The following is a 26531-nucleotide window of genomic DNA, read 5'->3' as shown; positions in this document are numbered from 1 at the left end:
AAAAACACAATCAAAGTTTAATAAGCAAGGGCGAAGCATTTGTGATGAGAAATCAGGGTTGCGAAGTTGCGAGCAACGAGATAAGGCTAAAACGCCTATCGAGGAAGCGAGCGACAAGCTCCGTGATTTATCGCACAAAGGCAAGTCCGCTAAAGTGCTGTGCGCGGTGAGTGGTGGCGTAGATTCTAGCGTGGTGGCGGCATTACTCCACAAAGCAATCGGGGAGAATCTAATCCCCGTCTTTGTCGATACGGGCTTACTCCGCGCGGGCGAGAGAGAGGCAGTGGAGCAAATGTTTAAGCAGAATCTACAAATCCCGCTTATCACCGCAGACGCAAGCGAGCTGTTTTTAAGTCGCTTACAAGGCATTACCGAGCCAGAGCAAAAGCGCAAAATCATCGGGGAAAGCTTTATCGAAGTCTTTGAGCGCGAGGCAAGAGCGCACAACGCAAATGGCGAGATTAAATTTTTGGCACAAGGCACGCTCTACCCCGATGTCATCGAATCTGTAAGTGTGAAAGGTCCCAGCAAGACAATCAAATCTCATCACAATGTCGGCGGACTGCCTGAGTGGATGAGATTTGAGCTCATCGAGCCATTGCGCGAACTCTTTAAAGATGAAGTGCGGAGTTTGGGGCGCGAACTCGGAATCCCAGAATCTATGCTAATGCGCCACCCATTTCCCGGACCCGGACTTGCGATTCGCATTATGGGCGAGGTTACGCGGGAGAGTTTGGCGATATTGCGCGAGGCGGATTCTATCTTTATCGAGGAATTGCATAAAAATGGGCTCTATGGTAGCGTGTGGCAGGCGTTTTGCGTGCTACTTAATGTGCGGAGTGTGGGCGTGATGGGCGATAATCGCACTTATGATAACACCATCGCACTTCGCGCCGTAGAGGCGATTGACGGAATGACAGCGAGATTTTCGCATTTGAGCTTTGAGTTTTTAGAAAAAGTCAGTAATAGAATCATAAACGAAGTAGAGGGGATAAATCGCGTAGTCTATGACATAAGCTCCAAGCCCCCAGCCACGATAGAGTGGGAGTGAGATTATAAAAACACAAACAAAGGATAATAATGCGAGTAAATGCGTATATTGATGGGTATAATCTTTACCACGCGGTAGTGAAATTAAATGATAATCGTCTAAAATGGCTAAACTTACGCGCTTTGTGCCAGCATTTTTGTGATGAGTGGGATAAACTTGATAAAGTGTATTATTTTACAGCGTATGCAGAGCATATCAAAGGCAACGGCGATAGAAGACATAAAATCTACATTGATGATTTTTTGAAAGATTTTGGTGTGGAAGCTATTTTTGGGCATTTTAATACATTTGAGGGCGAAACAAAAGAAAAACAAACAGATATAAATATTGCATTGCAAATGTATGAGGACGCAATTTATAATAAATATGATAAAGCGATTTTGCTAAGTGCGGATACGGATTTTATCCCAGCGATAGAAAAAGTCAATAATTTAGGCAAAGAAGTTTTGCAGCTTTTACTGCCACAACATAACTATTCCTCAAAATTTGACAAAGTCATAAAGCATTATTACTGCATCAATAAAAATGATTTAGAATCACATCTATTGCCAGCAAAAAACAAAAACGGCAAGGAAATGCCAAAAGAATATCTAAGCAATATCCAATCAACAGAACAACCAAGTAGCTTAACCCAACATCTTAAAATCGATAGTTGGATTCCAAAAGAGTTTCCACAATGTGAAAAATGCAAAGACTACTTGGATTATTCGTTATATGAAAACATAATTAAATGAGCATAGCGTTGATTAAAATAGTTTTTTTTAAATTTATAGCATAATTAAGGGATTAAATGTTTTTTTATCATTTGCTTTTATCTTTGCATTTTTGCTAATCGTGTGGATAGTGTTTTACGCGCTAAAAAGTGGTAGATTTGTAAGAATCTATCATCGATTTTATGCTAAATTCTATAATGTTTTTTGTGATAGATTTTGCCATATCTTTTTTTTACAAACACAAGCAAATCTAACCACCAAACAATCAACAATTACAAATATGCTAAAATCTTTTTGGTTGCTTCATCGCTATTTTTCTACGCATTTTAGAAAATAGCATACTTGCCTATTTTGCTTACTTCAATCATTACAAATTACACCCTTAGCAAAAGCGATTTTTCGCTTTTATCATTGCACGATTTGACGCTAAAACGAGGGTAACTTATACTCACTAAATTCTAGCAAATCAAAAAACTACTTAATTATTACACACAGAGTTATTTCGCTAAACGCCCAATATGACAAAAATAGAGATACTTCGGTTTCTGCGAAACCTAAGTATGACAGCAAACATTCCGTCATTGCGAGGCTTCCGCAGGAAGTCTTGGCAATCTACAAAACAATCCAATGACAATAGATTGCTACGATTTTATTTTGTAAATTTTCGCAATGACAAAACTTGTCCCCTAGCCCTAGTGCTAAAAGAATGTGGGCAAAAGGAAAAATATTCCGCTAATGAATGAAAAAATCTGCCATTGCAACCACAAAATTGCGATAAAAAAATAAGCGTAGAAAACTTGCATTACAACCAAAAAATCACAACAAAAAAGCATGACAAATTTTTATCACAACAAAAAAATAAACATGACAAATGTTCATTGCAACCAAAATCAGCGTAGAAAAATTTACACAAGTAGAAAAATTTACAAAAAAGGATTTTTTAGCAATCAAAATCTAAATATTTTAACGGCTAGATTCTAATGATTTTTTGACAAAATCTAAAATAATGGGGTTTGGGGCTTGGAGATGAGAGGTAAATTCTGGGTGAAACTGCACAGCGACAAAAAATGGGTGGGTTTGCAATTCTACCGCTTCAATAAGCCCATTTTTTGATTCGCCACTGATGATTAGCCCGCTAGATTCTAGCATAGCGCGGTATTTTGGGTTTGCTTCGTAGCGGTGGCGGTGTCGCTCTTTAATCGTTCTTGCGTTATTATAGGCTTTTGCTAGATTTGTGTTTGGCTTTAGGTCGCATTCATATTCGCCAAGCCTCATAGTCCCGCCCATAGGCGAAGTGTGCGTGCGGATTTGGCTGATACCTTGCTGGTCGATAAAATCCTCGATTAAGTAGATAAAAGGCTCTTTGCAATTAGGATTAAACTCGCTAGAATCTGCTTGCTTTATGCCTAGCACATTGCGTGCAAATTCGATAATGGCAAGCTGCATTCCTAGACAGATTCCAAGAAAAGGCATTTTTTGTATCCTAGCATACGAGATAGCACAGATTTTGCCATCAATCCCCCTTGAGCCAAAGCCACCCGGGATAAGCACGCCATCGACATCTTCTAGCTCTTTTGCTACATTGCTAGAATCTAGATTTTGACTATCAATCCATTTGATATTTACGCGCACATCGATATTTGCTCCCGCGTGGATTAGGGCTTCTGTCAAAGATTTGTAAGATTCTTTTAAATCCAAATATTTGCCTACAAATGCGATTTTTACTTCATCTTTTGGGGATAGGATTTTTTTGACTAGGCTATCCCATTCAAGCATATCGGGTTTTATTTGTGGCAATCCAAATGCGCGCGCTATGGGCGCTAAAATGCCTTCTTTTAGATAATTTAGCGGGCATTGATAAATGCTCGTAGAATCAAGGGCTTCTATCACGCTATCATTTGCCACATCACAGCCAAATGCTAGTTTGCGCTTTAGCTCTTTGCTTAGGGGTTTTTCGGTGCGGGCGATGATGATTTGTGGAGATATGCCGATTCTACGGAGTTCTTGGACAGAGTGCTGGCTAGGCTTTGTTTTTAGCTCGCCTGCGGCGCGAAGCAGGGGAATAAGCGTTACATGGATATTTAGCACTTGGTTTTCTTCTAGCTCGTGTCGGAGTTGTCGCATCGCCTCTAAAAACGGCATTCCCTCCATATCGCCCACCGTCCCTCCTAGCTCGACTACCAAAAAATCCTTTCCTTTGCCTACGGCTCTGATTCTGTGCTTTATCTCATCGACTATGTGCGGGACGATTTGGATTGTTTTGCCTAGATATTTTCCCTGCCTCTCATTTTCGATGACAGAGAGATAGACTTGCCCTGTGGTAAAGTTATTTTGCTTAGTAAGGCTTGTGTTTAAAAACCGCTCATAATGCCCTATGTCTAAATCCGTCTCCCCGCCATCAGCAGTTACAAACACTTCGCCATGCTCTAGTGGGCTCATAGTCCCCGGGTCAATGTTGATATATGGGTCGATTTTTAGCACTTCGACCTGATAGCCACTTTGCTTTAAAAGTGTAGCAATAGAAGAGGAGGAAATCCCCTTGCCAAGCGAGCTAAGCACGCCACCTGTTACAAAAATATATTTTGTGTTGCTTATTTTTTTCATTATTTTTTGCCCTTTTTTTGCGGAGTTGCTTAAAGATTTGATTGAGTTTGAAACTTTGAGTTGTAATCTTATACAAAAGCAGCTTATAAAATCCTTGCAAAACCTAGTTAAATCCTTACAAACTCATTATTTTTAGATTTATATTTTTACCCTACAATTCTATTTTTTAATTTGGCTAATCGTTTATAGAAATACCATTTCAACATTTTTAAGGAATCTAAATGCTTATTTTTTGCCTTAGTTATATCGCCCTTTTGACGCTACCAAGTATTATCATAGACATTGTGCAAATGAGGTATGTAAAATCCCATGCAAAATCCCCCGCTGTGATTTTGCCTCCGCAAGATTATGAAATTTCTGCAAGATACGCGCTAGATAATCTAAAGCTATCTATCATCAATACTTTGTATGATACGATTATCTTTGTAGTGTGGGTATGCGTGGGGCTTAAGTGGTGGCAAGAGATTTTGATAGAAGAATCTGGGCTTGGGTTTATCGTATTTGTGCTTGGATTTTTGCTGATTTCGTGGGGGCTAAATCTACCTTTTAAAGCATATAAAGAGCTTTTTTTGGACAAAAAATATGGATTTTCAAACGCAAATAAAGCGATTTTTTTTAGCGATATGATTAAGGCTTTTGCGCTTATTGTGGTATTTGGCTTTGTGGTGCTTTGGATTTTGCTTTGGGTTATGGAGTATGAGTATTGGTGGGTTTTGGGGTTTGGGATTATATTTTGTCTAGTGGTGCTAGTAAATATGCTTTATCCCACGCTTATTGCGCCAATGTTTAATACATTTACCCCCCTAAATGATGAGCATTTACAAAGCAAAATAGAAGCCCTTATGCAAAAGGCTGGTTTTAAGGCAAATGGGATTTTTGTGATGGATGCTAGCAAGCGAGATGATAGGCCAAATGCGTATTTTGGCGGGCTTGGGACTTCTAAACGCGTGGTGTTATTTGACACGCTTTTAGACAAGGTAAGCTCTGATGGGCTTTTAGCCATACTTGGGCACGAGCTAGGACATTTTAAAAACAAAGATATTATTTTTAATCTTTTTGTATCAGGTGTGATTTTGTTTGGATTGTTTTTTATCGCGGGACATTTGCCCTCAATTCTTTTTGAGACATTAGGCATTCTAGATAATAGTGCCACTACGATTGTTATGCTACTGCTTATCGCGCCTGTGATTGCGTTTTGGGTGATGCCTATTAGCGCGTATTTTAGTCGCAAAGCGGAGTATAAATCTGATTTATATGGCGCATCTCTTACAAGCCCACATTGCCTAAAAGAAGCCCTCATAAGACTTGTAAATGAAAATAAATCATTTCCGCACTCTCACCCGCTATATACATTTTTTCACTACACGCACCCGCCACTTTTAGAGCGACTATGCGTGCTAGATAGCCTTATTAGCACCTCTATACAAAAAGATGATACACATACAAATTGTGGCAAAAAAGATTCTAGCCCCACGCCTTAAAATACATTTTTAAAATCCACCATAAAAATACTAGAATCTAATGACGATAAAAGACGCGCTAGACTACGCTACGCAGGTTTTTTTAGCAAATCCGCAGATTTTAAAAGCGCGATTTGAAGCGGAGATTTTGCTAGGCAATGTGCTAGAAAAAGAGCGAGTGTTTTTGCACGCACATAGCCAAGAGAAGCTTGATTTATCGCAAAAAGAGGCGTTTTTCGCGCTTGTAGATAGGCGAGCGCAAAATGAACCCATAGAATATTTAACAAATAGCGTGAGTTTTTTTAGTGAAATTTTTTATGTGGATTCTGGCGTGCTGATTCCACGACCTGAGAGTGAGATATTGGTAGAAAAAGTGTGTGAAATCGTGCAAAAACAAAATCTAAAACATATCGCAGAAATCGGCGTAGGTAGCGGCGTGCTAAGCATAAGCGTGGCTAGGGCTTGCAAAGAAGTTTATATCACTGCTAGCGATATTAGCGCGCAGGCTTTAGCAGTCGCAAAAAAAAATATCGCATTATTTGGACTACAATCACGCATAAACTTAGTGCAAACCTCGCTTTTAGACAATGCAAAACCTAGCCCAAAAATTAGCATAAAATCTAATCCAAAATCTAGCCAAAAATCTAGCGTGGATTTTAGTTTGGATTCTAGCGCGGATTTTGAGCTAGTGTTTTCAAATCCACCATACATTGCAAATGATTATATCCTGCCTCCAAATCTCGCTTATGAGCCAAAAGAAGCACTTTTTGGCGGGGAAAAAGGAAGCGAAATCCTAGAATCCATAATCAAAATATGTGCTAAGCGCGAAATAAAGATTTTGGCGTGCGAGATAGGATATAATTTGGCACAGATTTTAGCCCCGATGCTTAGAGAAAATGGCTATGAAGCGGAGTTTTATGATGATTTAAATGGCTTAAAAAGAGGCTTTATCGCTAGGCTTAGACACTAGATTTTAATAGATTTTATGCTAGCTTATGGCACGATAAATTTTACATAAGGGTTCATTTGAAAAACGCATTCAAAAACATAACCAACATTATCTCAAAAATCAACACTTCAAAAATCAACAATGCTAAAACGCATTTGATATTTTTGATTCTGTGGATTTTATGCGGATTCTTTGTATGGTAAGAATATATAAATCAAAATAAACATGGCTCAATCCAACTTAATCTCAAACAAAGGAGTCTTAAGTTATGATGTCAGCGATGAAAAACAAGTATATCATTCGTTCAAGAATTTCAGAGGCAAAAACAAGAGAGATTATTAAATATGTTTCTACTTCGCTTACATTCGTAGCTTTTGTAAGAAGTCTTGATATTGAGGCTGCTAAAATTGCAAAATTAAGCAAAATTTCTCGTCAAAGTATCAATAAAATCATCAATCAAATCCGCATTTTAATCGCCAAAGAATATGAGAAAACTTCTAAAATGCAAGGTGAAATTGAAGTTGATGAAAGCAATCTTTTGATATAGATTTTGGGCGCTAAAAGAGTAAGAGGAAAAAGAGATTTAAGGAGTTGGCAAAAAACACTTGTATTTTTTGCTTTATTTTGCTTACAACTGCAAGCAAAAGGTATGTTAAAACGAAATAATTGTGTTTATACTCAAATTGTAAAGCATTGCTTGGCAGATGATATTTTGCCTATAATAAGAGATTTAAGCAATATGAATGAGACAGAATTTTATAGTGATTATTGGGGGGCGTATGATGGATTAGTGGATTTTTTCTTCGCTTTGCTTGCAACTACAAGCAAAATGGGCAAAGGCACATTATCGAGTCAAACACTCAAAAAATGAGTTTGCATTAGGTAGAAATCACATAAATGGCATTGAGAATGTTTTTGTTTCGCTTTGCTCGCAAATGTAAGCAAAAGTGGTTATGCTAAACATAGATTAAGCAAATTTAAAGGAATCAAAAAAGAGAATTTCTTGCTTCATTTAAAAGAAACAGAATTTAGGTATAATACTCAAATTAAACAGCAAGATTTGTATAAAATCTTGCTAAAAATGATAAGAAATCAACCGCTTAAGTTGTCTTGAGCCTTTTCTTTTTTGGTGCAGATTACAGGGAATCCCTTATCGCTAAATACTCCACTAGCGCATAAATTTTGCATTATAGGATAATCATTGTTGTATTTTTTAAATCCCCTAGCATTTGGTAATATTAAGGCTACTTGAGTGCAAGGATTTGGGATTCCAGCAATATTATTAGGGCAATTTAAGATAGGTGAGTAAAGCAAATCAGATTCTAAAATCATAAGATAAGTTTATCTTGACGAATTTGTCTTGGCAAATTTGTATTGGTGAGTTTGTCTTGGATTGTTTAGTGTTGAATCTTACTACTTGGAGTTGGATTGTTTTGAATTAGTTTTGAAGTTAGATTGTTTAGATTTTAAGTTGGATTCAAAATCAAAATCTAAACAATCTAATTTTAAAGCATTGTTTAAAAATATTTAAAATGCTTGAAGTGTTGATTAGCGTTTGTTTTGATTGCATAAGTCTAGGAAGTTTGCAAAGCCATTGCTTTTAATTTCTATGATTTAGGATTTTACTTTTTATGATTTTGTTTGTGTTTGACTCACAAGAGATTTGCACCCCCACAAGCGCAATCTCTCGCATAACATACTTCAAGCTACAAAATCTAAAAGCCAACCCTCACACCACAAACAAATCACTAAACTCATTAAAGTTCATATTGAGCAAATTTTTGTCGTTTTCAAACGCACCTAAAATCCGCGCACATTGCTTTGGCGAAAATCTAGTCGCTAGATTTGCCCTAAATTTCGCCTCTAGCACGGGGATTCCCTCTTTGCGTCTGCGCTTATGCCCGATTGGGTATTCCACCTCGACTTTCTCTGTCTTAGAGCCATCTTTGAAAAAGACTTGCACCGCGTTTGCAATGCTTCGCTTATCCGCTTCCAAATACTCACGCGTATATCTCTCATCGACTTCTACCACCATTTTAGCGCGTAACTCATCGATTCGCGTATCGCTAGCGACATTATCCTCATAGTCATCAGCGACTAATCGCCCAAAGATAAGCGGCACGGCAACCATATATTGTATGCAGTGGTCTCTATCTGCGGGGTTTGCTAGCTCGCCTACTTTGTTGATTATGCGGTGTCCAGATTCTTGCGTGGTGATGATGATTGTATCAATTTCACCTAGCCTATCTTTGACTTCGCTATGGAGTTTGATTGCCGCCTCCACTGCCGTTTGCGCGTGAAACTCAGCAGGGAAGCTGATTTTAAACAGCACATTTTCCATTACATAGCTTCCAAATTCTTGTGGGATTGTGAGTGTTTGCCCTTTCATTTTGACATCATTATATCCCCAAAAGCTCGCAGATAATGCGCTTGGGTAGCCCATTTCGCCTGTTTTTGCTTTGAGGGCTAAATCCACTCCGCGCGAGCTTGCATCACCTGCTGCCCAGCTTTTGCGCGAGCCTGTGTTTGGCGCGTGGCGATAAGTGCGCAATGCCCCGCCATCGATAAAGGCGTGCGATACGGCATTGCGGATTTCGCTAAAATCACAGCCTAGCAGTTTGGCAGCTACTGCGGTGCTTGCGATTCGCACAAGTAGCACGTGATCAAGCCCCACTTTGTTAAAGCAGTTTTCTAGCGCGAGCACGCCTTGAATCTCGTGTGCCTTTATCATCGCTTGAAGCACGCAAGAGACGGTCAAAGCAGGCTTGCCCTCTGCGATATTTTTGCGGCTTACATAGTCTGCCACCGCCCAAATCGCGCCCAAATTATCGCTAGGGTGTCCCCATTCAGCTGCGAGCCAAGTATCATTAAAATCTAGCCAGCGCACCATTGCGCCTACATTAAACGCAGCGCGAATAGGCTCTAGTTGATAGCTAGTGCCCGGGATTTTGCTCCCTAGCGGGCGAAACTCCGCGCCATCCACACTTGGTCCAAGCAACTTCGTGCAAGCAGGATATTTTAACGCCAAAATCCCACAGCCTATCGTATCCATTAAGCAGTATTTTGCCGTTTCTATCGCCACTTCACTTTTTGCCACATACTCATCTGCGTATTTTGCGATTTTGCTTAGCAGTTCATCAAACTCTGGTCGTTTTGCCTCTAGTATTCCCATATCGTTACTCATTTTGTTCTCCTTTGATTTTGGTGTAAGATTTTACGCGCTTAACATAGATTTTGCGCGTGGTTTTGCCTTTAAATTCTAGAATTTAAAGGCGTTTAGCGACTTACTATCGGTTATCTATCGCCACAAAGTCGCGTGGGGCGACACCGATATACTCACTGCTAGGACGGATAATCTTATTATTTGCCCGCTGTTCTTTTATGTGTGCAGTCCAGCCAGATACACGACTCATTATAAAAATAGGCGTGAAATAATCCGTCTTAATCCCCATAAAATGATACGCAGACGCGCTGTAAAAGTCCGCATTTGGTGGTAAGTTTGGCTTTTTTTCTTTCATTAGCGATTCGATTGCCTCGCTTACTTTGTATAAAAGCGTATCGCCCCCTAGCTTTTTGCTCCACTCTTTGATAAGTGCATTTCGCGGGTCGCCTCCCGCGCCATAGATTCTATGTCCAAAGCCCATTAGCAGTTGCTTTGTTTCTAGCTTGTGATTGACACCTTTTATCGCTTCCTCTACGCTTGAGAAGCTCTCAATTAAGTGCATTGCTGCTTCGTTTGCCCCGCCGTGAAGCGGTCCGCGTAATGCACCGATTGCCGCACTTACCGCGCTAAAAATATCGCTTCGTGTCGAAGCGCAGATTCTCGCTGTAAATGTCGAGGCGTTAAACTCGTGCTCGGCATACAGGATTAGCGAGCAGTGCATCGCTTTGATAAATTCGCTTGGGGGAGTTTGCCCCTTTAGCTTTTCTAAAAAATACCCCGCGATAGAATCTTGCTTGCTTTCAAAATCTATCTCTTTGCCATTATACGCGTAGTTATGCCAAAAGCACAGCACGCTAGGCAAAATGCCAAGCAAGCGGATAATCTTGCTATCTTGGTCGCTAAAATCCTCTTTCTCTGCTTCAAGCGTGCCTAAAGTCGCCACCGCGCTTTGCATTAGATTCATAGGATGCGCGCTCTTTGGGATTTGCTTTAGCACTTCTTTTAGCTCTTTTGGCAAGCCTCGCTGTGCGGCGATTTTGCCCTTATACTCGCTTAGTTGCTTTGCGTTTGGTAGCTCGCCAAATTGGAGCAAATACGCCACTTCCTCAAACTCACAATGATGGGCTAAATCCTCGATGGCATAGCCATAATAATTTAACCCATTGCCTAGCCCGCAGGTGCATATCGCGCTTTGCCCAGCGATAATCCCTGCTAGCCCACCACTTTTTTTACTTGCTTCACTTTGACTCATTTAGTTTCTCCTTTGTTTTAAAATTTACATTCTATGTTTTGTGTCATTGCGAGATTTTGCGTTCGCAAAATCGTGGCAATCCATTAGAAAATTTAGATTTTAGATTGCCACGCCGTGCAAGCACGGCTCGCAATGACGAAAACCTTGTCATATTGAGCGTGAGCGAAGTATCCAAAAAGAAACGCAAATTTGCAAAATCGTTATGGATACTTCGGGCTTTGCCCTCAGTATGACAATGTGGCACATTTTCACGCTCACAATGATGAAAATCTACTTCTTAAACAACTCATCTAGCTTATTTTCATACGCATAATAATCTAGCATTGCGTAGAGTTCCTCGCGTGTTTCCATTATATCAAGGACATCTTTTTGATGCCCATTTGCCAAAATGGATTTATACACTTGGTTTGCCGCCTTGCTCATCGCGCGATTTGCCGAGAGGGGGTAGAGCACCATTGAGATTCCAGCCCCCTTTAGCTCATCTGCGGTAAAATAAGGCGTCTTGCCAAATTCTGTGATATTTGCTAGCACAGGGACTTTGAGAGCTTTCACAAACGCGCTATATTCCTCCAAAGTATGCACCGCTTCGGCAAATATCATCTCCGCACCCGCTTCCACATAAGCCACTGCGCGCTCAATCGCTTTTTGTTGTCCTTCGATTGCGTGGGCGTCTGTGCGAGCCATCACCACAAATTCGCTATCGATTTTTGCGTCCATTGCGGCTTTGATTCTGTCGCACATTTCTTGCGTGCTGACTAGCTCTTTGTTTGGGCGATGTCCGCACCGCTTTTGCGCGACTTGGTCTTCTATGTGCGTGGCGGCTACACCTGCACGGATTAGCTCTTTTATCGTGCGAGCGATATTAAACGCCCCGCCAAAGCCCGTATCACAATCTACCAAAAGAGGCGTATCTACACGCGAGGTGATTCTCCGCACATCGATACAAAAATCCTCTAGCCCCACGATTCCCAAATCAGGCAAACCATAGCTCACACTTGCCACGCCAGAACCTGAAATATAGATTGCTTTATGCCCGATTTTGCTCGCTTGCAGTGCCGCATAAGCGTTTGGCGTGCCTACGATGAGCAATGGGGAATTTTCCTTTAATGCCTGCCTAAATCTTTTTCCTGCTGAAGTTACCATTTTTTCTCCTTTTTTACAATTTAAATTGCCACAAAATCCACGCTATGCGTTTTCTTTGGATTTTGTTGGTGTTTTGGGATAGCCTAGTTTTGCGATTGCTTCTTTGCAAGAATCTAGCACGCTAGAATCTTCAATCGTAGCGGGAATCGCATACTCCACGCCATCAGCGATTTCGCGCAAGGTTTTGCGCAAAATCTTGCCACTGCGCGTTTTTGGGAGGGCATTTACTACGGTGGCGATTTTAAAGCTCGCCACCGCGCCGATTTCGTGGCGCACAAGTGATACCACGCCATCGATGATTCCCTTATGGTCGCGCTCTATGCCTGCTTTTAGCACCACAAAGCCAAAGGGAATCTCGCCCTTTAGCTCATCATTGACACCGATAACGGCGCATTCTGCGACATCGGGGTGTTTTGAGATGACTTCCTCCATTTCACCTGTGGAGAGACGATGCCCAGCGACATTGATAATCCCGTCCATTCGCCCCAGCACATAGACATAGCCGTCTTTATCGATATAGCCTGTATCGCCCGTGAGATAGTAGCCTTTGAAATGCTCCAAATAGCCCTTGCGATAGCGCTCTTCATTTTCCCAGATTCCCATTAGGCAGGCAGGTGGCAGGGGTAGCTTAAGGCAGAGCGCACCTTTTTTGCCCGCTTTTAGCTCCTTGCCATCTTCGCCTAGCACTTTTAGATTAAATCCGGGGGTTGGCTTTGTGGGGCTTCCGGGCTTTATAGGCATAGGGTCTAGCCCCATAGGATTTGCCGCAATCGCCCAGCCTGTCTCTGTCTGCCACCAATTATCCACCACAGGCTTTCCCGTAACCTTTTGAATCCATTTTAGCGTGTCGCTATCGCACCGCTCGCCCGCGACAAAAATCGTGCGCAAACTCTCTAAATTGTATTTTTTTGCTAGCTCGCCTTTGGCGTCCTCTCGCTTGATAGCGCGAAACGCCGTAGGTGCGGAAAATAAAATATTGACTTTGTATTCATCAATGATTCTCCAAAAGCTCGCAGGATTTGGTGTGCGCACGGGCTTGCCCTCATAGACAATCGTAGTGCAACCATTCATAAGCGGGGCATACACGATATAGGAGTGCCCCACTACCCAGCCCACATCAGAAGCGGTGAAAAACACATCGCCTTCTTTGGCGTTGTAAATATTATCCATACTCCATTTCATCGCCACAGAATGCCCACCATTAGAGCGAATGACACCCTTTGGTGTGCCTGTGGTGCCTGAAGTATAGAGGATATAAAGCGGGTCTGTGGCGAGCACAGGCACAGGCTCTACGGGGTGGGTTTTTTCCTCCTCCACTTCCCAATCCACATCTCTCCACGGGAGCATACTTGCCTTATACTGCGGGCGTTGCCACACGATACAAGTGGTGGGCTTGTGTTGAGATTTTTTAATCGCTTCATCTAAAATGGGCTTATACTCAATGATATTGCTTATCTCAATCCCACAGCTTGCCGTCATTATCACGCGTGGTTTGGCGTCCTCTATCCTCATCGCTAGCTCGTGGGAGGCAAACCCCCCAAACACCACGCTATGAATTGCCCCTAGCCTCGCACACGCGAGCATCGCTATGACAGCTTCGGGAATCATCGGCATATAAATGATGACTCTATCGCCCTTTACCACGCCTTTATTAGCGAGGATTCCCGCTGTTTTTGCCACTCTATCGCGGAGCTGCTTGTAGGTGTATTTTTTCTTGGTATCTGTTACGGGGGAGTCATAGATTAAAGCGAGATTATCGCCTCTGCCGTGATGGATATGCAAATCAAGCGCGTTGTAGCAGGTATTCATACAGCCCCCTACAAACCACCTATAATGCTCGCCACTATCATCAAGCACGGTATCCCATTCATTATACCAATGCACTTTTTGGGCTGCCTCTGCCCAAAAATCTTGCGGATTTTCTATCGAGCGTTTGTATGTTTCTTCATAAATCATTCCCATAGTTTAAAACCTCCTAAAAGTTGTTGTAGGGAAATTACATTATAATGGATTTGTCCTAGAATCTATGAAAAAAGAAAATCTAATTTTTGGGACAAAGCGCACAAAAACAATGTATAAAAACATAAAAAGCGACTACTTTTTATAAAAATGCGCAACTTTTGTGCAATAATTTTGTATAGTTTTATAAAATTTTTTACCAAGACTCCCAAATTCTCTCAAAAAAATACAAAAAATTGTGTTACAAAAAGTAAAACACCACAAAAATTTGCCAAAAAAGAGGAAAAATAATGTTGGATTCTACTCAAAGGTTAATAAAAATATTTGCTCGCTCTGGCTTAAGTGTCAGCAAGTTTGCAAATATCGTGCAAAAAGATAGACGCACTGTATCTAGCTGGCTAAATGACACCGCAAAAAAAGAAATAAGCCAAAGCGTAAAAATCTCCATTGCAAAAGCGTTTCGCTATCCAAAAGAAATATGGGAATGCGAGGAAAAAGAATTTTTTGACTTGCTAGATTCTGCAAGTGCAGATGGGATTAGGATTATTGATGAGAGCTATTGTGCGGGGGTAAAATATATCTATGAAAACGAAAATGAAGGCTCTTTAATCATTCACCCTTCGTTTCCAAACCCTGCGTATAGGGATTTTATCGTCCCACTTGTGTATAAAAAATCAAACGATGAGTTAGTAGAATCCTACCGCAAAAAGCGCGGGGAAAAAATGCGCAATTATTCGTTTAATGCTAGCGAGTGGTATTCGATAAAATCCCTGCTAGAGTTTTGCTTCTCGCCCATTGGCAATTTTTATACCAAAGAGCAAAAAATGCAGATTTTAGAATTGATGATAGATATTTTCCGCGACAATCTAAACAAATCACTTTATTTTTTTGACTCATATAGCCAAAAAATCTACGGGCTTGATATTTTTTATACTTCGATAAATATCAAATCCCAAACGATGTTTTTTAAAGCTCCGATGGAGGCAATGATAGTAGAAGTGCATAATAAAGAGCTAATCAAAAAACTCCACCGACACTACACAAACGCCAAAGAATGTCCCCCGCATATCCCACCACGCGATGCGGTAAATATCCTAGAAATGCTACTAGAATGTTTGCAAAATAACCTATCTTTGCAAGAAACTTGCGAATATTTAGACAAAAACAGCAAGTATGGGGAGCTATTTTTCCGCACGATAAATGTGGGATAAAAGGGGTTTTAGAGAATGTTTGTGGGGTTAATGTTTTTGGCTCAATACAACTTAAGCGGATTATTTCTTATCATTTCTGTGCCAAGATTTTATAAAAATCTTGCTGTCTAATTTGAGTATTATATCTAAATTCTGTTTTTTTCAAATAAAGCAAGAAATTCTCTTTTTTGATTCCTTTAATTTAGCAAATCTATGCTTTGCATAGCCACTTTTGCTTGTAGTTGTAAGTGAAACAAAGCAAAAATACAGAAGTTTTTTTGCCAGCTACTCGCCCTCTTTTTCCTCTCACTCTTTTAGCACCCAAAATCTATATTAAAAGGTTGCTTTCATCAACTTCAATTTCACCTTGCATTTTAGATATTTTCTCACATTCTTTTGCGATTAAAATGCGGATTTGTTTGATGATTTTATTGACACTTTGACGAGAAATTTTGCTTAATTTTGCAATTTTAACAGCCTCAATATCAAGACTTCTTGCAAAGTTAAGAGTGTAAGCGAAGTAGAAACATATTTAAGAATCTTTTTTTAAATCTCTCTTGTGTTTACCTTGTTTTAGCCTCTTAAATTCTTGCAAAGGTTTTTATTATGTGGTGGATATACTTGTTTTTCATCGTGTAAATCATAACTTAAGACTCCTTTATGTGGGATTAAGTTGAAATTTTTGTCATTGCGAGCTTTGTTTTTTAATACAACGCGTGCTATTTTTTGCTAAAACCAAACACATACTGCAAGCGTGTTTGTGCTTAACTTGATTTATAACAAACTACTAATGTGCCGATATTGCAGAATCATAATTCATCTTAAGCGTGGTTTGAAGTTGCAAAGACGCAATGGTGAAATGTCGCAAGGACTAAAACAAATACACGATTTGCTAAGCAAACACAAAAGATAAGGGCATAAAATGTCGGGCAAAAACAAAGAAGACAAAAAAGACAATACAACCAAAAAGAAATACAGCTATGAAATGGAAGTTGTTGATGCGAGGGAAAATCCTGTGCTATACTCGCTAAAAAAAGAGTTACACGATTTTTACGATAAGATGTTTGATAATTGTAGGCTGGATAATAAACAACGCTTTAATGCGCAACAACTTAAAGAATGCAAAGAATACCGACAACAATTGATGGCTAAGGTTAGGGAAGCCAAAGAAAACGCTAAAATTTCTAGCAAGCTATTTTATGGCGTAATGTGGGCAAAAAATGAAGGAGAATGTCAAATCCTTGCAGAGATTAAACACGGTATTATGCTAGAGCCTATATATCCTGATATTAGCGAATTGGACGATGAGTTATATGACTTAGATGATGATGAATTTGGCGAAAAAATAGGTGAAATGATTGAATACCCAATGGAATTTTTGTTTGTGGTAAGTTTTAAGGCAAAAGAAATAAAATAAGGATAAAAATGATATAAGTTGCGATACTCTACAATTACAAGTGGGGCAATCTATGCAGGTAAAGCACCTTTTAGCAGATATGCGCTACCCCTTAATACAAAGGACAAAAGGACGCAAATCAAAAAGCATTATTTTTTTGGTTTCCACATTTTCACATAGATTCCTGCTTATTTCGCACAGATTCTCACTCTAGGATTTTTTACTTATTTTTTTATGTTTGTGTGTTTTTTTGGATTGCTTTTGGCATACTTGTTGCTTTTGACTTGCTAGCAAATTTTCTTAGGAAAGGACGAAAATGTTACGGTCATTGTGGTCAGGCGTAAGCGGTATGCAAGCTCATCAAATCGCACTTGATGTAGAATCTAATAACATAGCAAATGTCAATACAGTAGGTTTCAAATACTCTAGGGCTTCGTTTGTAGATATGCTATCTCAAACAAAGCTAATCGCCACTTCTCCATACAAGACGGGGCGAGGCGGGCAAAACGACTTCTCTGTCGGGCTTGGCGTGAGTATCAATGCAACAACAAAAGTATTTTCACAAGGTAGCACGCAAAATACCGATGTCAAAACAGATATTGCCATTGAGGGCGAGGGCTTTTTTGTCATTTCGCCAGATAGAGGTATCACGCTAAATTATACGCGTGATGGAAGTTTCCTTTTTGATGCAGATGGCAATCTAGTAACCACAGGTGGCTATGTCGTGCAAGGCTGGCTAAAGGGCGATTTGAAAAATGCTTCTAAGATGAGTGAGCAGGAGTTTTTCCAAATCGATAGCACAGGACCGATACGAAATATCCAAATTGACCCAAATATGGTTATGCCTGCTCGCGCTTCGGCAAATATCAAACTTCGTGCGAATCTAAACGCAGGCAGACATGTCAATCAAAATGCTAATATTTACGCGCTAGATTCTACCACTAGCACTCCTGCTGATGGCGTATATCCGCTGTATGATTCTGCGGGCAATCGCACCCAAACCCAAGAAGATATGGGAGCGTTATTTAATCAAGACGGCGATGCGTTTGGACTCACAGAAAATCAAGGCATTTGGGTAAGCTACAAAACCTCCACGCTTGTAAATAGCCTAGTAGATACCAATGAAGTAAGCACCGTGTCGATAAATGGTAAAAAAATATCTTTTAGAAACGACTCCGCAATGAGTGGAATCTCTACGCTTACTTCTGCGATAAATGCGATAAATGCTATCACAGAAAAAACAGGTATCGAAGCCTATCCTGAGGGCAAAATGCTAAAAATCATCAACCGAAATGAAATGGACGGCGATGAAAAAACCAAAAATATTTTTATCACCGTTAGTGGCACGGGAGCGTTTGCAAATCTCGTAGAAGGCGATGCAGACATTACCTCTTTTCGTTATCGCTATACCAAGTCTGAGACACCAGATTCTACCACAGGGCAGTTTAGGACGACTGAGGAGCTACGCAGATTGCTACAATATGATGCAAATATGATAAAGTATCCTGATGTAGAATACGCCGATAGCACCGCCTCTGTCTCTGTCATCGTAAATGAATATGGTATGTTTGAAATGCAAAATAAAGCTGTCGAAGATGATGAAGATGATGAGACAAATCGCAATATGTCGATTTTTGTGTCCTCTTATGGAAGCGACCAGATTTCTACTAATGTGCTATTTAAAAACACGATGCGCGGGCTAAATACCGCAGCACTTATCGAGGGCGGGGCAGCCGTTTCTACCACTAGGATTAGCCACGCTACGCACGCTACGACTATCGAGCTATATGATTCCATAGGCTCAAAGCATACTATTAGGTTTGAATTTGTCAAAACAGGGCAGGCAGAATGGAGCTTTAGGGCTATCGTGCCAGAGCCCGGCGTGCTTTATGGCTCTTCGCCTATTCGTCCAAATATCTTTGAGGGTGGGCGTCTTAGATTTAACAAAGACGGAAGTCTAGCAGGTATGAATCCACCGATTATCCAATTTGACCCTAAAAACGGCTCTATCGCTCCACAGCGACTAAGCCTAAGTTTTGGTGCGACAGGTGGATTTGGCGGGCTAACAAGTGTGGATAAAGTCTCTGAGACTTATGCTATCGAGCAAGATGGCTATGGTGCGGGGGATTTGGTAGATGTGAGGTTTGACCAAGTTGGTGCGCTTTTGGGTTCTTTTAGCAACGGACGCACAATCGCGCTTGCAAAAGTCGCCCTAGCCACATTTGCAAACAACGCAGGCTTGCAAGCAGAGGGTGGAAATGTATTTTCCACCACAGGTAACTCTGGGCAAGCAATGATAGGCGCGGCAAACACGGGACGCAGAGGTGGCGTGGCAGGCTCTAAGCTAGAGATGAGCAATGTGGATTTATCTCGCTCTCTTACGCAGCTTATCGTTGTCCAGCGTGGATTTCAAGCCAACTCAAAAGCCGTAACGACTTCTGATCAGATTTTAAATACCCTGCTAAATCTAAAGCAATAGTTAGTTAGATTTATGAGTGTTTTTAGAGATTAGCGAAGATTTTGTGATTGCAAGCGGGGGTGTTGGCATTTTGGATTTTAGGATTTTGGTTTTTTTTGGGGGGGGGGGGTGGATTTTGGATAAGCTGTTTTTTTATAAAATCTGCGGGTTAATTTATGCTGTTTTTGTGTTTTTAATCTTTCATACAAGGCAAAGGTATTTACTATTTTTGCCATACTTAGACTTACCATTTTTGTCATATTGAGGGGAGTGAAACGACCGAGATATCTATATTTAGATTTTGAAGTGTTGAGATACTTCGCTTACGCTTAAGTATGACAAATTGTTGTGGGTATGACAAATGTTTTTTTTTATAGATTGCTATGATTCTAGTCTTTTTGACAAAGTCCTAGAATCTCGCAATTTCAGCAAAATTTGTCATACTTAGTCGCAAGTGAAGTATCCAAAAAACATAAAATCTGCAAAAAAATGTCTGATTTATCAAATACTATTAAACATTATTAAAAAATATCAAATTCACCCAAAATCACTCAACATCACCCAACAATTCAAACCCCCCAAAATCTATCAAAAGCTCTCCCCAAACCATTGTGCTACGCTACTTCGTATCGTTTGTCGTAGCTGAATCCCCGCGATAATGTCCTCACTTAACGCCTTTTGCAATAGGCTTACTGCGCCATTGCGAAATTTACTCAAATACGGATGATCAATTTGCGCCCAATCCCCCAAAAATACGATTTTGCTATCCTCTCCTAACCTTGTGCCAATTAACTTAATCGTGGCGTTTGAGGCGTTTTGGACTTCATCAAATATGACAAATTTTTTGCGGATAGTTATCCCGCGTGCGTGGGCAATATCCACTACTTGAATATTATGCTTTTTGATAAAATATTCTGTGGCGTTCTCTTTGTGAATGGTATTTACATCGCCACGATATTCTATGTAGTTTTTCATCGAAGTGCTTTGCAGAGAATCTATCGTAAAATTTATCGCGCTATATAGCGGATACATAAAATATCCTAGCTTTTGTTCCTCATCGCCTTTGCGAAATCCTAGTTCAGCTTCTTTATCGCTAGCTGTTACGGTGTTTCGCAGGTAGATTATGCCATCGACTATGCCTTCTTTTTGGAGGTAGATTCCTGCTTGCAGGGCGATTAAGGTTTTGCCTGAGCCTGTCGAGCCTGTGGCAATCGTAGCGATATTTTGCTTATTTATTAGCAGGGCAAAAAGCATTTTTTGCTCTAAATTCATAGGCAAAATGTAAGGATTTGCCTCTTTTATTAGATTATCTAGCTCTAGCTCATAAAATTTCCCACTAGATTTGCTCCCCACTTTTATGCCAAATCGCTTTTTGCCCGTGAGATATAGCGAGCTATCGGTATTATCTTGTTCATCGATTTGGATAAGACTCCATTGACTAAGAGCTCTAAATTCCTTGCTTTTTTCTAGCGTGGCAATATCGGCGTCTTTGTGGAGCAAAAATCTATGCCAAAAATCAATATCGCTTGGATTTTCCACGCGGTCGCGAAATAGCGATTCTGCTTTGATATTGCTAGCAAGGCAGCGGATTTTTAGCGAAATATCATTAGTAAGCAAAATCAAATTATAATCTTTTGCAATTTCTGCAATTTTTGCGTCATTTAGCCCGTATTCTAGGGATTTTGTTTTATAGTTTTGGCGAAAAATCACAATAAGCGGAATGCGCGTTGTTTTTGTTTGGGGATTTGCGCTATTTGGGCTAGTAGCGATATTTTGACGGATTTCATAATGCACTATGCGGAGGAAATCCCCCTCTATGATTTTAGGCAAAATCTTAGAAGTAGCGGAGGTAGTGGCGGGGTTGGTGGATTTGATAATCTTGGTAGTTTGCGTAGATTTTGAGCTAGTTTTGGTGGATTTATGCGTGCTAGATTCTACTTCATCAACGATATTGCGAAAAAACTCTCGCGCAAAAAATCCAACCTCGCTAGAAGTCTTTTTTTTGTCAAGTTCTTCTAAAACAATATCGCTTACAAAAAGAGTGTTTTTGGAATCTTGGTAGAGATAAATGAGATTTTGTGGGTCATCTAAAATAATAGAAGTGTCGATAAGATAGGATTTTTTGCTCAAAATCTGCCCCTTTTTATTTAAATTGTCAATTTAACCTGCATTTAGCTTTATTTTGTTACAATTCTTTGTGCTTAAATCATTTGTTACATTTTGCTATGGATTTATAGCAAAAGTGCTTAGCACCAAAAGCATTTAGCAATATAAATGCAAGAGGCGAAATTGTAGCATTGTGATTTTTAAAATCTTATAAAAAGGAGACAAAATGTCAGTAACTTTCAAAGGAACACCCGTAAGTCTTGTAGGCAAGCAACTAAAAGTCGGCGATATTGCCCCACAAATCGAGCTTGTGGATAAGGATTTAAACCATATCAAAGTCGGTGGCGCACTCGGCAAAAAACAAATCATAAATGTTGTCCCAAGCCTTGATACAGGGATTTGCCAGATACAGACAAAGCGATTTAACAAAGAAGCTGCTAGCTTAAGTAATGCGGTGGTTTTTGTAGTTAGTATGGATTTGCCATTTGGTGCGGGTAGATTTTGCGCGGTAGAAAATATCGATAATATCGTGGTGGCAAGCGATTTTATGGACAAAACATTTGGCAAGGAATATGGGCTTTTGCTAGCAAATACCCCGCTAAAAGGTTTGCTAACTCGCGCTGTGATTGTCCTAGATGAGAAAGGCAAAGTCATCTACCAAGAAATCTGCGAAGAAATCAACAAAGAGCCAGACTATGAGTCTGCCCTGCAAGCGGCAAGAGTGTAGTCGCTAAAAAGCTAGAATCTTTTGTAAAAAACTAAAATCGTTGCAAAAGATTCTAGTTTAGAATCTTTGTAGATTTTAGTTTTTTTTAGATTCCAAAATCTCACAACTTGCTTTATTACTTATTTTACTTCCCAAAATCTTTCATCATTTTTTAAAAATTGTTTGATTTTTTATGCGTTTATTTTTACGCTTTTTTATGCTTTATTGAATGTTTGCCTACGATTTAGCCACCATTTTTTAGCTTTTTTTTACAAAGTTTTAAAATTTTTGTATTTCTTACATTTTTGCTACACGCCTAAAATCCGTGCCGAGTATCGACAAAAATCCATTTACTTTAATTTTTTTGGAACGCCACTTGCTTTATCCATTTGCTAAATTCCACCGCGAAGGATGCAAATGAGTTTCAGGATAAACACAAACATTGCTGCGCTAAATGCGCACACCACAGGCGTAGAAAACAATAGGTTGCTTGCAAGCTCGCTAGAGAAGCTTAGCTCAGGGCTTAGAATCAATAAAGCCGCTGATGATGCTTCGGGTATGGCGATTGCGGATAGTTTGCGAAGTCAAAGCGAGAGTTTGGGACAGGCGATAAGAAATGCAAATGACGCTATCGGTATGATACAGGTAGCTGATAAGGCGATGGATGAGCAAATTAAGATTTTGGATACCATAAAGACAAAGGCTATCCAAGCCGCTCAAGATGGGCAAACGCTAGAATCTCGCCGTGCGCTTCAAGCCGACATTCAGCGATTGTTAGAAGAGCTAGATAATATCGCAAATACCACTAGCTTTAATGGACAGCAAATGCTATCTGGCTCTTTTTCTAACAAAGAATTTCAAATCGGTGCATACTCAAATACCACAGTCAAAGCCTCTATCGGTCCTACAAGCTCGGATAAAATCGGGCATGTGCGTATGGAATCCTCATCCATACTAGGCACGGGTATGCTAGCAAGTGCCGCAGGCAAAAACCTAACCGAAGTCGCGCTAAATTTCCGCGAAGTAGATGGGCTAAATAGCTATGAGCTAGAAACTTGCAAAATCTCAACTTCTGCAGGTATGGGCGTAGGACATCTAAGCGAAATCATCAACAAATTTTCAGACACACTTGGAATCCGCTCTGCGTATAATGTCCTAGCCACAAGCGTAGATCCCGTAATGTCTGGCACGGTAGAAAAGCTAGTGATAAATGGCACAACCATAGGAACAGTAAATGATGTGCGCAAAAACGACTCTGATGGACGCTTAATCAACGCCATAAACAGCGTAAAAGAGCGCACAGGCGTGCTAGCATATCTTGACATCACAGGGCGACTAAATCTATCCGCCCCCGATGGCAGAGCGATACAAATCCACGCTGAAGGCGATGCTGCGACGGTGTTTGGTGGCGGGGATTTCAACGGAATCTCTGGCTGGAATCACGCAATCATAGGACGCTTAACACTTATCCGCACAGATGCGCGAGATATTTTGGTAAGCGGGGTAAATTATAGCCATGTGGGGTTCCACTCCGCGCAAGGCACAGCAGAATACACGGCAAATTTGCGCGAGCTACGCGGAATCTTTGGGGCAAATGTCGCAAGTGCGTATGGCGCAAATGGCAATGTCGCGCAAGCGGATTTGAATTGGAAAGGTATCGGTGCGGGCGTAACGACACTAAAAGGCGCAATGCTTGTTATGGATATGGCGGATTCTGCACGCGCACAGCTTGACAAAATCCGCGCAGACATAGGCTCTGTCCAGCTCCAACTTGTCGTAACCGTAAATAATGTCTCCGTAACGCAAGTCAATGTCAAAGCCGCAGAATCTCAAATCCGCGAAGTGGATTTTGCTAGCGAATCAGCGAACTTCTCTAAACACAACATTTTAGCCCAAAGCGGTAGCTTTGCTATGGCACAAGCAAACGCAGTGCAACAAAATGTGCTTAGATTGCTTCAATAGCGATAAAACTTTGATAGCATAGAAAATGCGCTAGTAAGGGCTTTGCCACCAAAGCCCTTAATGTTTTGTATAGTTTTTCAAATGCTTTTTTTGATAACTTTTTAAATAGATTTTTAATTATGATACAAAATGTCATAATGTAAGAATCTATTTGCTTTTTTTGCCTACAATTCTTTCACTGCTTTTTGTAGCAGTCGTGTCGGTTTTGCTTAGTTAGATTCCACGATATGTTTAAGAAACTATTTTTTACTTTGAGCGATTTTAAATGTGTAATGCGTTATGACAGATTTGCCAAACGCACACGCTACACTTACCCCGCAATAAGCCCACAAAAACACATCAAAACAATAATCCCACGCAGGCAAATCCCCCAAAATCTTGCTATGATAAACTAGCAGTGCACACACCAAACTAACCCCAAAACACTTGCTAATAAAATATGCAAAAAAAGCAAAAATCCACAAAACTACCGCTTGATAATCTGCATAATAAAAATCTAGCCACCTCCCCCCAAATCCACACAAACTAAGCAATCCGCTAATGCTAAAACTACCTCCCAAAAATTCCAAATACACCGCTAAACACACGACAAAAATCACAAATTTTGCGCGAAAATTTAGCAGGGGAGAATCAAAAAAGAAAAAAGTAAAAAATGGCAACTTCACATTCGCCTGCCAAAAATTTTTGCCACACATATTTTTATCACAAAATTTTGCCTCACCACTTTTTGCCTCGCAATTTTTTGCCTGCCAATTTTTTTTATCGTAATTTTTTTCATCGTAATTTTCTGTTTCCCAAAATTTCGCATTCCCAAAAATTTGCCTTAAAAACATAGAATCTTTTATCAAAATCCAAACGCCACTCCACACACTCACCATCACCAAAAGCACGCTAGGCGTGCCAAAAAGCGCATACACATATCCACTTAGACTAAAATCTAAAAACGGCACAAGCAAAAACAAAAATCCCGCTACGCAAAAAATGATTTTGCTTAAAAGATTTCGCAAAAATCTCTGTGCTAAAAATAGCGCGACTGATACAAGCACGAGACTTATTGCGATTTGGTTTGCAAAGATATTGATTTCATTCATCGTGCTTGCCCCTTTTTTGTAGATTTTGCGTTGTTGGATTTTGGATTGTTAGATTTTGTGAGTTTTTGCAAAATATATGCTTTTGGCACAATAGCCGTGCGGATATGCTCCCTCCCAAAAGTATAAGAAATATGCACAAACTCGCTATTTTGTGCCACGCTAGGATAAGAGACTTCCCTCCCTAGCAACTCATCGATTTTTATTATGGGGATAAAATCCACCTGCTTAAAATCACTATATAAACCAAAATCTTGCAAGCTAAAATCCTCCACATTTACATTTTGCACGCTAGATTTTGCAAATTTATCTTGCTTGTTAGATTTTTGTAATTTATACAGCCACAGCTCCTCTCTAGGATTGCTACCTACGCTTTTTGCGTGATTATGCAATAATAACACAGTAGAATCTAGTCTAAAAAGCACCGAAGAAAAATCAAAATTTGTTAAATTGCTACGCAAAATCTCACACTTGCTTTTGTCAAAATCTGCTTTTTTTTTGCAAAGTGCGGTTTTCATTATGTTATCGCCTTTGTAGTTTCTAAACACGCCAAAAAATGAATCAAAATCTAGCGGGACAAAACTAGGCTGGAGCTGATTTATCGCATTTGGGAAGCTAAACGCGTAGCGTGGCAAAATAGGCTTAAATTTAGTTTTAGCCACAAGCGTAGAATCTACATAAAGCAAAAGCGGATATTTTTTGGCAAACTCATTATAAACAGGTAGGATAAAATCGCCATTTTCTAGTATCATCGCAGGATTTCGCACAAGGTGTGATAGGTTTAGAATCGGGCTTAAATGCAATTCGCGCACAAATTTCACGCGTTTAAGAGAATCTAAAAACAAAAAATGATAGATTTTAGAAGTAGCCCAGCCACCCATACTCACTCCAACTACAAACAAATGCACCCTACCCAAACTATCCACAAAACTCACAGGATTTCCTAGCTTTTTGATAAATTTTCCACTCATTTTAGACAAATCCTGCGGACACAAAATCGCTTTTGGCTCGCTCCAAAAAAAGCTATCTTTGTTTAGCGTGGCGACATTTTTTTGCACAAAAAAACTTTGATAAATACAAACATCGCTAGCCCCCTCTCTGCTACCTGCAAAATATAGCAACATATTTGTGGCATTATCGTTGTTTTTTTGTTGCAAGTTTGATATATCGATGATTGTGCTTGCGTGGGCAGATTTTGTCGCATTTGGCACATCAAAAAACAATGGCGTTTGCAGGGTGTGTGATATGGAGTTTGCAAGTTTTTTTTGTGGTGTTTGTGAGTTTGGTTGTGGGTTTGTAGGCAAAGAAAGTGTGAAATTTGAGCTATTTTG

At 40.2% G+C, this 26531-nt stretch carries 21 protein-coding genes and 4 pseudogenes; 12 read left to right on the top strand and 13 right to left on the bottom strand.

Features of this window, described 5'->3' with window-relative positions; translation table 11 throughout:
- Positions 1 to 40 precede the first annotated feature (40 nt).
- From guaA to ACWIX0_RS01900, 3 genes and pseudogenes are all read left to right on the top strand, one after another.
- Positions 41 to 1051, top strand: a pseudogene (gene guaA, locus ACWIX0_RS01910) (glutamine-hydrolyzing GMP synthase); the annotation flags it as partial.
- A gap of 29 nt (positions 1052 to 1080) precedes the next feature.
- Positions 1081 to 1785 carry an NYN domain-containing protein gene (locus ACWIX0_RS01905; protein WP_454171476.1) on the top strand — a complete coding sequence of 235 codons (705 nt, stop codon included), beginning with the start codon at positions 1081 to 1083 and terminating at the stop codon, positions 1783 to 1785.
- Positions 1786 to 2282: 497 nt separating this feature from the next.
- The gene (locus ACWIX0_RS01900; protein WP_454171474.1) at positions 2283 to 2507 is read left to right on the top strand and encodes a hypothetical protein; all 225 of its coding nucleotides are present in this window, start codon (positions 2283 to 2285) and stop codon (positions 2505 to 2507) included.
- 220 nt (positions 2508 to 2727) lie between these two features.
- Here the strand turns inward: ACWIX0_RS01900 and pyrG are convergent, their stop codons facing one another.
- Positions 2728 to 4359, bottom strand: coding sequence for a glutamine hydrolyzing CTP synthase (gene pyrG, locus ACWIX0_RS01895; protein WP_454171590.1), 1632 nt, complete (start codon positions 4357 to 4359; stop codon positions 2728 to 2730).
- A gap of 230 nt (positions 4360 to 4589) precedes the next feature.
- On the opposite strand from pyrG, the gene ACWIX0_RS01890 reads away from it, so the two are divergent.
- From ACWIX0_RS01890 to ACWIX0_RS01875, 4 genes and pseudogenes are all read left to right on the top strand, one after another.
- Positions 4590 to 5849 (top strand): M48 family metallopeptidase, encoded by a 1260-nt coding sequence (locus ACWIX0_RS01890; RefSeq protein ID WP_454171472.1) that lies wholly within the window; start codon positions 4590 to 4592, stop codon positions 5847 to 5849.
- 40 nt (positions 5850 to 5889) lie between these two features.
- Positions 5890 to 6798, top strand: a complete 909-nt coding sequence (locus ACWIX0_RS01885) for a N5-glutamine methyltransferase family protein (protein ID WP_454171470.1) — start codon at positions 5890 to 5892, stop codon at positions 6796 to 6798.
- Positions 6799 to 6854: 56 nt separating this feature from the next.
- Positions 6855 to 6980 carry a hypothetical protein gene (locus ACWIX0_RS01880; RefSeq protein ID WP_454171468.1) on the top strand — a complete coding sequence of 42 codons (126 nt, stop codon included), beginning with the start codon at positions 6855 to 6857 and terminating at the stop codon, positions 6978 to 6980.
- A 65-nt stretch (positions 6981 to 7045) separates the two neighbouring features.
- Positions 7046 to 7891: pseudogene (locus ACWIX0_RS01875) on the top strand (IS1595 family transposase).
- On the opposite strand, the gene ACWIX0_RS01870 reads toward ACWIX0_RS01875, so the two are convergent.
- From ACWIX0_RS01870 to ACWIX0_RS01845, 6 genes are all read right to left on the bottom strand, one after another.
- Positions 7870 to 8109 carry a hypothetical protein gene (locus tag ACWIX0_RS01870; protein WP_454171466.1) on the bottom strand — a complete coding sequence of 80 codons (240 nt, stop codon included), beginning with the start codon at positions 8107 to 8109 and terminating at the stop codon, positions 7870 to 7872. The pseudogene ACWIX0_RS01875 and the gene ACWIX0_RS01870 overlap by 22 nt on opposite strands.
- 397 nt (positions 8110 to 8506) lie before the next feature.
- Entirely contained in the window at positions 8507 to 9961 is a 1455-nt protein-coding gene (prpD, locus tag ACWIX0_RS01865) for a 2-methylcitrate dehydratase (RefSeq protein ID WP_454171464.1), read from the bottom strand.
- Positions 9962 to 10064: 103 nt separating this feature from the next.
- Complete coding sequence (locus ACWIX0_RS01860; RefSeq protein WP_454169370.1) at positions 10065 to 11192, bottom strand: citrate/2-methylcitrate synthase; 1128 nt, start codon at positions 11190 to 11192, stop codon at positions 10065 to 10067.
- A 43-nt stretch (positions 11193 to 11235) separates the two neighbouring features.
- Positions 11236 to 11436 (bottom strand): hypothetical protein, encoded by a 201-nt coding sequence (locus ACWIX0_RS01855; protein WP_454171462.1) that lies wholly within the window; start codon positions 11434 to 11436, stop codon positions 11236 to 11238.
- 26 nt (positions 11437 to 11462) lie between these two features.
- Positions 11463 to 12335 carry a methylisocitrate lyase gene (prpB, locus tag ACWIX0_RS01850; protein WP_454171460.1) on the bottom strand — a complete coding sequence of 291 codons (873 nt, stop codon included), beginning with the start codon at positions 12333 to 12335 and terminating at the stop codon, positions 11463 to 11465.
- 42 nt (positions 12336 to 12377) lie between these two features.
- Positions 12378 to 14297, bottom strand: a complete 1920-nt coding sequence (locus ACWIX0_RS01845; RefSeq protein ID WP_454171458.1) for a propionyl-CoA synthetase — start codon at positions 14295 to 14297, stop codon at positions 12378 to 12380.
- Positions 14298 to 14584: 287 nt separating this feature from the next.
- Here ACWIX0_RS01845 and ACWIX0_RS01840 point away from each other — a divergent pair, with 287 nt between their 5' ends.
- Positions 14585 to 15505, top strand: a complete 921-nt coding sequence (locus ACWIX0_RS01840; RefSeq protein ID WP_454171456.1) for a hypothetical protein — start codon at positions 14585 to 14587, stop codon at positions 15503 to 15505.
- A 41-nt stretch (positions 15506 to 15546) separates the two neighbouring features.
- Here ACWIX0_RS01840 and ACWIX0_RS01835 read toward each other — a convergent pair.
- Together ACWIX0_RS01835 and ACWIX0_RS01830 are read right to left on the bottom strand one after the other, a co-directional pair.
- Positions 15547 to 15712, bottom strand: a pseudogene (locus ACWIX0_RS01835) (IS1595 family transposase); the annotation flags it as partial.
- Between the two features lie 34 nt (positions 15713 to 15746).
- Positions 15747 to 15971: pseudogene (locus ACWIX0_RS01830) on the bottom strand (IS1595 family transposase); the annotation flags it as partial.
- A 435-nt stretch (positions 15972 to 16406) separates the two neighbouring features.
- Here ACWIX0_RS01830 and ACWIX0_RS01825 point away from each other — a divergent pair.
- Together ACWIX0_RS01825 and flgE are read left to right on the top strand one after the other, a co-directional pair.
- Positions 16407 to 16901: a hypothetical protein gene (locus ACWIX0_RS01825; RefSeq protein ID WP_454171454.1), complete on the top strand. Its 495-nt coding sequence runs from the start codon at positions 16407 to 16409 to the stop codon at positions 16899 to 16901.
- Between the two features lie 295 nt (positions 16902 to 17196).
- Positions 17197 to 19359 carry a flagellar hook protein FlgE gene (flgE, locus tag ACWIX0_RS01820; RefSeq protein ID WP_454171452.1) on the top strand — a complete coding sequence of 721 codons (2163 nt, stop codon included), beginning with the start codon at positions 17197 to 17199 and terminating at the stop codon, positions 19357 to 19359.
- 77 nt (positions 19360 to 19436) lie between these two features.
- On the opposite strand, the gene ACWIX0_RS01815 is transcribed toward flgE, so the two are convergent.
- Entirely contained in the window at positions 19437 to 19574 is a 138-nt protein-coding gene (locus tag ACWIX0_RS01815) for a hypothetical protein (protein WP_454171450.1), read from the bottom strand.
- Between the two features lie 352 nt (positions 19575 to 19926).
- On the bottom strand, positions 19927 to 21468 hold the full coding sequence (locus tag ACWIX0_RS01810; RefSeq protein ID WP_454171448.1) for a PhoH family protein: 1542 nt from the start codon (positions 21466 to 21468) through the stop codon (positions 19927 to 19929).
- A gap of 202 nt (positions 21469 to 21670) precedes the next feature.
- On the opposite strand from ACWIX0_RS01810, the gene tpx reads away from it, so the two are divergent.
- Positions 21671 to 22171 (top strand): thiol peroxidase, encoded by a 501-nt coding sequence (gene tpx / locus ACWIX0_RS01805; protein ID WP_454171447.1) that lies wholly within the window; start codon positions 21671 to 21673, stop codon positions 22169 to 22171.
- Positions 22172 to 22567: 396 nt separating this feature from the next.
- Complete coding sequence (locus tag ACWIX0_RS01800; protein WP_454171445.1) at positions 22568 to 24112, top strand: flagellin B; 1545 nt, start codon at positions 22568 to 22570, stop codon at positions 24110 to 24112.
- Between the two features lie 239 nt (positions 24113 to 24351).
- Here ACWIX0_RS01800 and ACWIX0_RS01795 read toward each other — a convergent pair whose 3' ends face one another.
- Positions 24352 to 25203 carry a hypothetical protein gene (locus ACWIX0_RS01795; RefSeq protein ID WP_454171443.1) on the bottom strand — a complete coding sequence of 284 codons (852 nt, stop codon included), beginning with the start codon at positions 25201 to 25203 and terminating at the stop codon, positions 24352 to 24354.
- Positions 25200 to 26531: sialidase family protein (locus ACWIX0_RS01790; RefSeq protein WP_454171441.1), on the bottom strand; the 1332-nt coding region annotated here is incomplete at its 5' end. The genes ACWIX0_RS01790 and ACWIX0_RS01795, both read right to left, overlap by 4 nt.

It is taken from the genome of Helicobacter sp. T3_23-1059 (assembly GCF_053654515.1).
The sequence above is the reverse complement of the archived record's forward strand: the minus strand, read 5'-3'. Positions and strand labels throughout refer to the sequence as shown.

Excerpts from the sequence above, each read along its gene's own strand:
- ACWIX0_RS01795 (WP_454171443.1), bottom strand. The coding sequence starts at position 25,203 with ATGAATGAAATCAATATCTTTGCAAACCAAATCGCAATAAGTCTCGTG.
- ACWIX0_RS01870 (WP_454171466.1), bottom strand. The coding sequence starts at position 8,109 with ATGATTTTAGAATCTGATTTGCTTTACTCACCTATCTTAAATTGCCCT.
- ACWIX0_RS01815 (WP_454171450.1), bottom strand. The coding sequence starts at position 19,574 with ATGGCAAAAATAGTAAATACCTTTGCCTTGTATGAAAGATTAAAAACA.
- ACWIX0_RS01890 (WP_454171472.1), top strand. The coding sequence starts at position 4,590 with ATGCTTATTTTTTGCCTTAGTTATATCGCCCTTTTGACGCTACCAAGT.
- ACWIX0_RS01860 (WP_454169370.1), bottom strand. The coding sequence starts at position 11,192 with ATGAGTCAAAGTGAAGCAAGTAAAAAAAGTGGTGGGCTAGCAGGGATT.
- tpx (WP_454171447.1), top strand. The coding sequence starts at position 21,671 with ATGTCAGTAACTTTCAAAGGAACACCCGTAAGTCTTGTAGGCAAGCAA.
- ACWIX0_RS01800 (WP_454171445.1), top strand. The coding sequence starts at position 22,568 with ATGAGTTTCAGGATAAACACAAACATTGCTGCGCTAAATGCGCACACC.
- ACWIX0_RS01845 (WP_454171458.1), bottom strand. The coding sequence starts at position 14,297 with ATGGGAATGATTTATGAAGAAACATACAAACGCTCGATAGAAAATCCG.
- ACWIX0_RS01825 (WP_454171454.1), top strand. The coding sequence starts at position 16,407 with ATGTCGGGCAAAAACAAAGAAGACAAAAAAGACAATACAACCAAAAAG.
- prpD (WP_454171464.1), bottom strand. The coding sequence starts at position 9,961 with ATGAGTAACGATATGGGAATACTAGAGGCAAAACGACCAGAGTTTGAT.
- flgE (WP_454171452.1), top strand. The coding sequence starts at position 17,197 with ATGTTACGGTCATTGTGGTCAGGCGTAAGCGGTATGCAAGCTCATCAA.
- prpB (WP_454171460.1), bottom strand. The coding sequence starts at position 12,335 with ATGGTAACTTCAGCAGGAAAAAGATTTAGGCAGGCATTAAAGGAAAAT.
- ACWIX0_RS01885 (WP_454171470.1), top strand. The coding sequence starts at position 5,890 with ATGACGATAAAAGACGCGCTAGACTACGCTACGCAGGTTTTTTTAGCA.
- ACWIX0_RS01840 (WP_454171456.1), top strand. The coding sequence starts at position 14,585 with ATGTTGGATTCTACTCAAAGGTTAATAAAAATATTTGCTCGCTCTGGC.
- ACWIX0_RS01900 (WP_454171474.1), top strand. The coding sequence starts at position 2,283 with ATGACAAAAATAGAGATACTTCGGTTTCTGCGAAACCTAAGTATGACA.
- ACWIX0_RS01905 (WP_454171476.1), top strand. The coding sequence starts at position 1,081 with ATGCGAGTAAATGCGTATATTGATGGGTATAATCTTTACCACGCGGTA.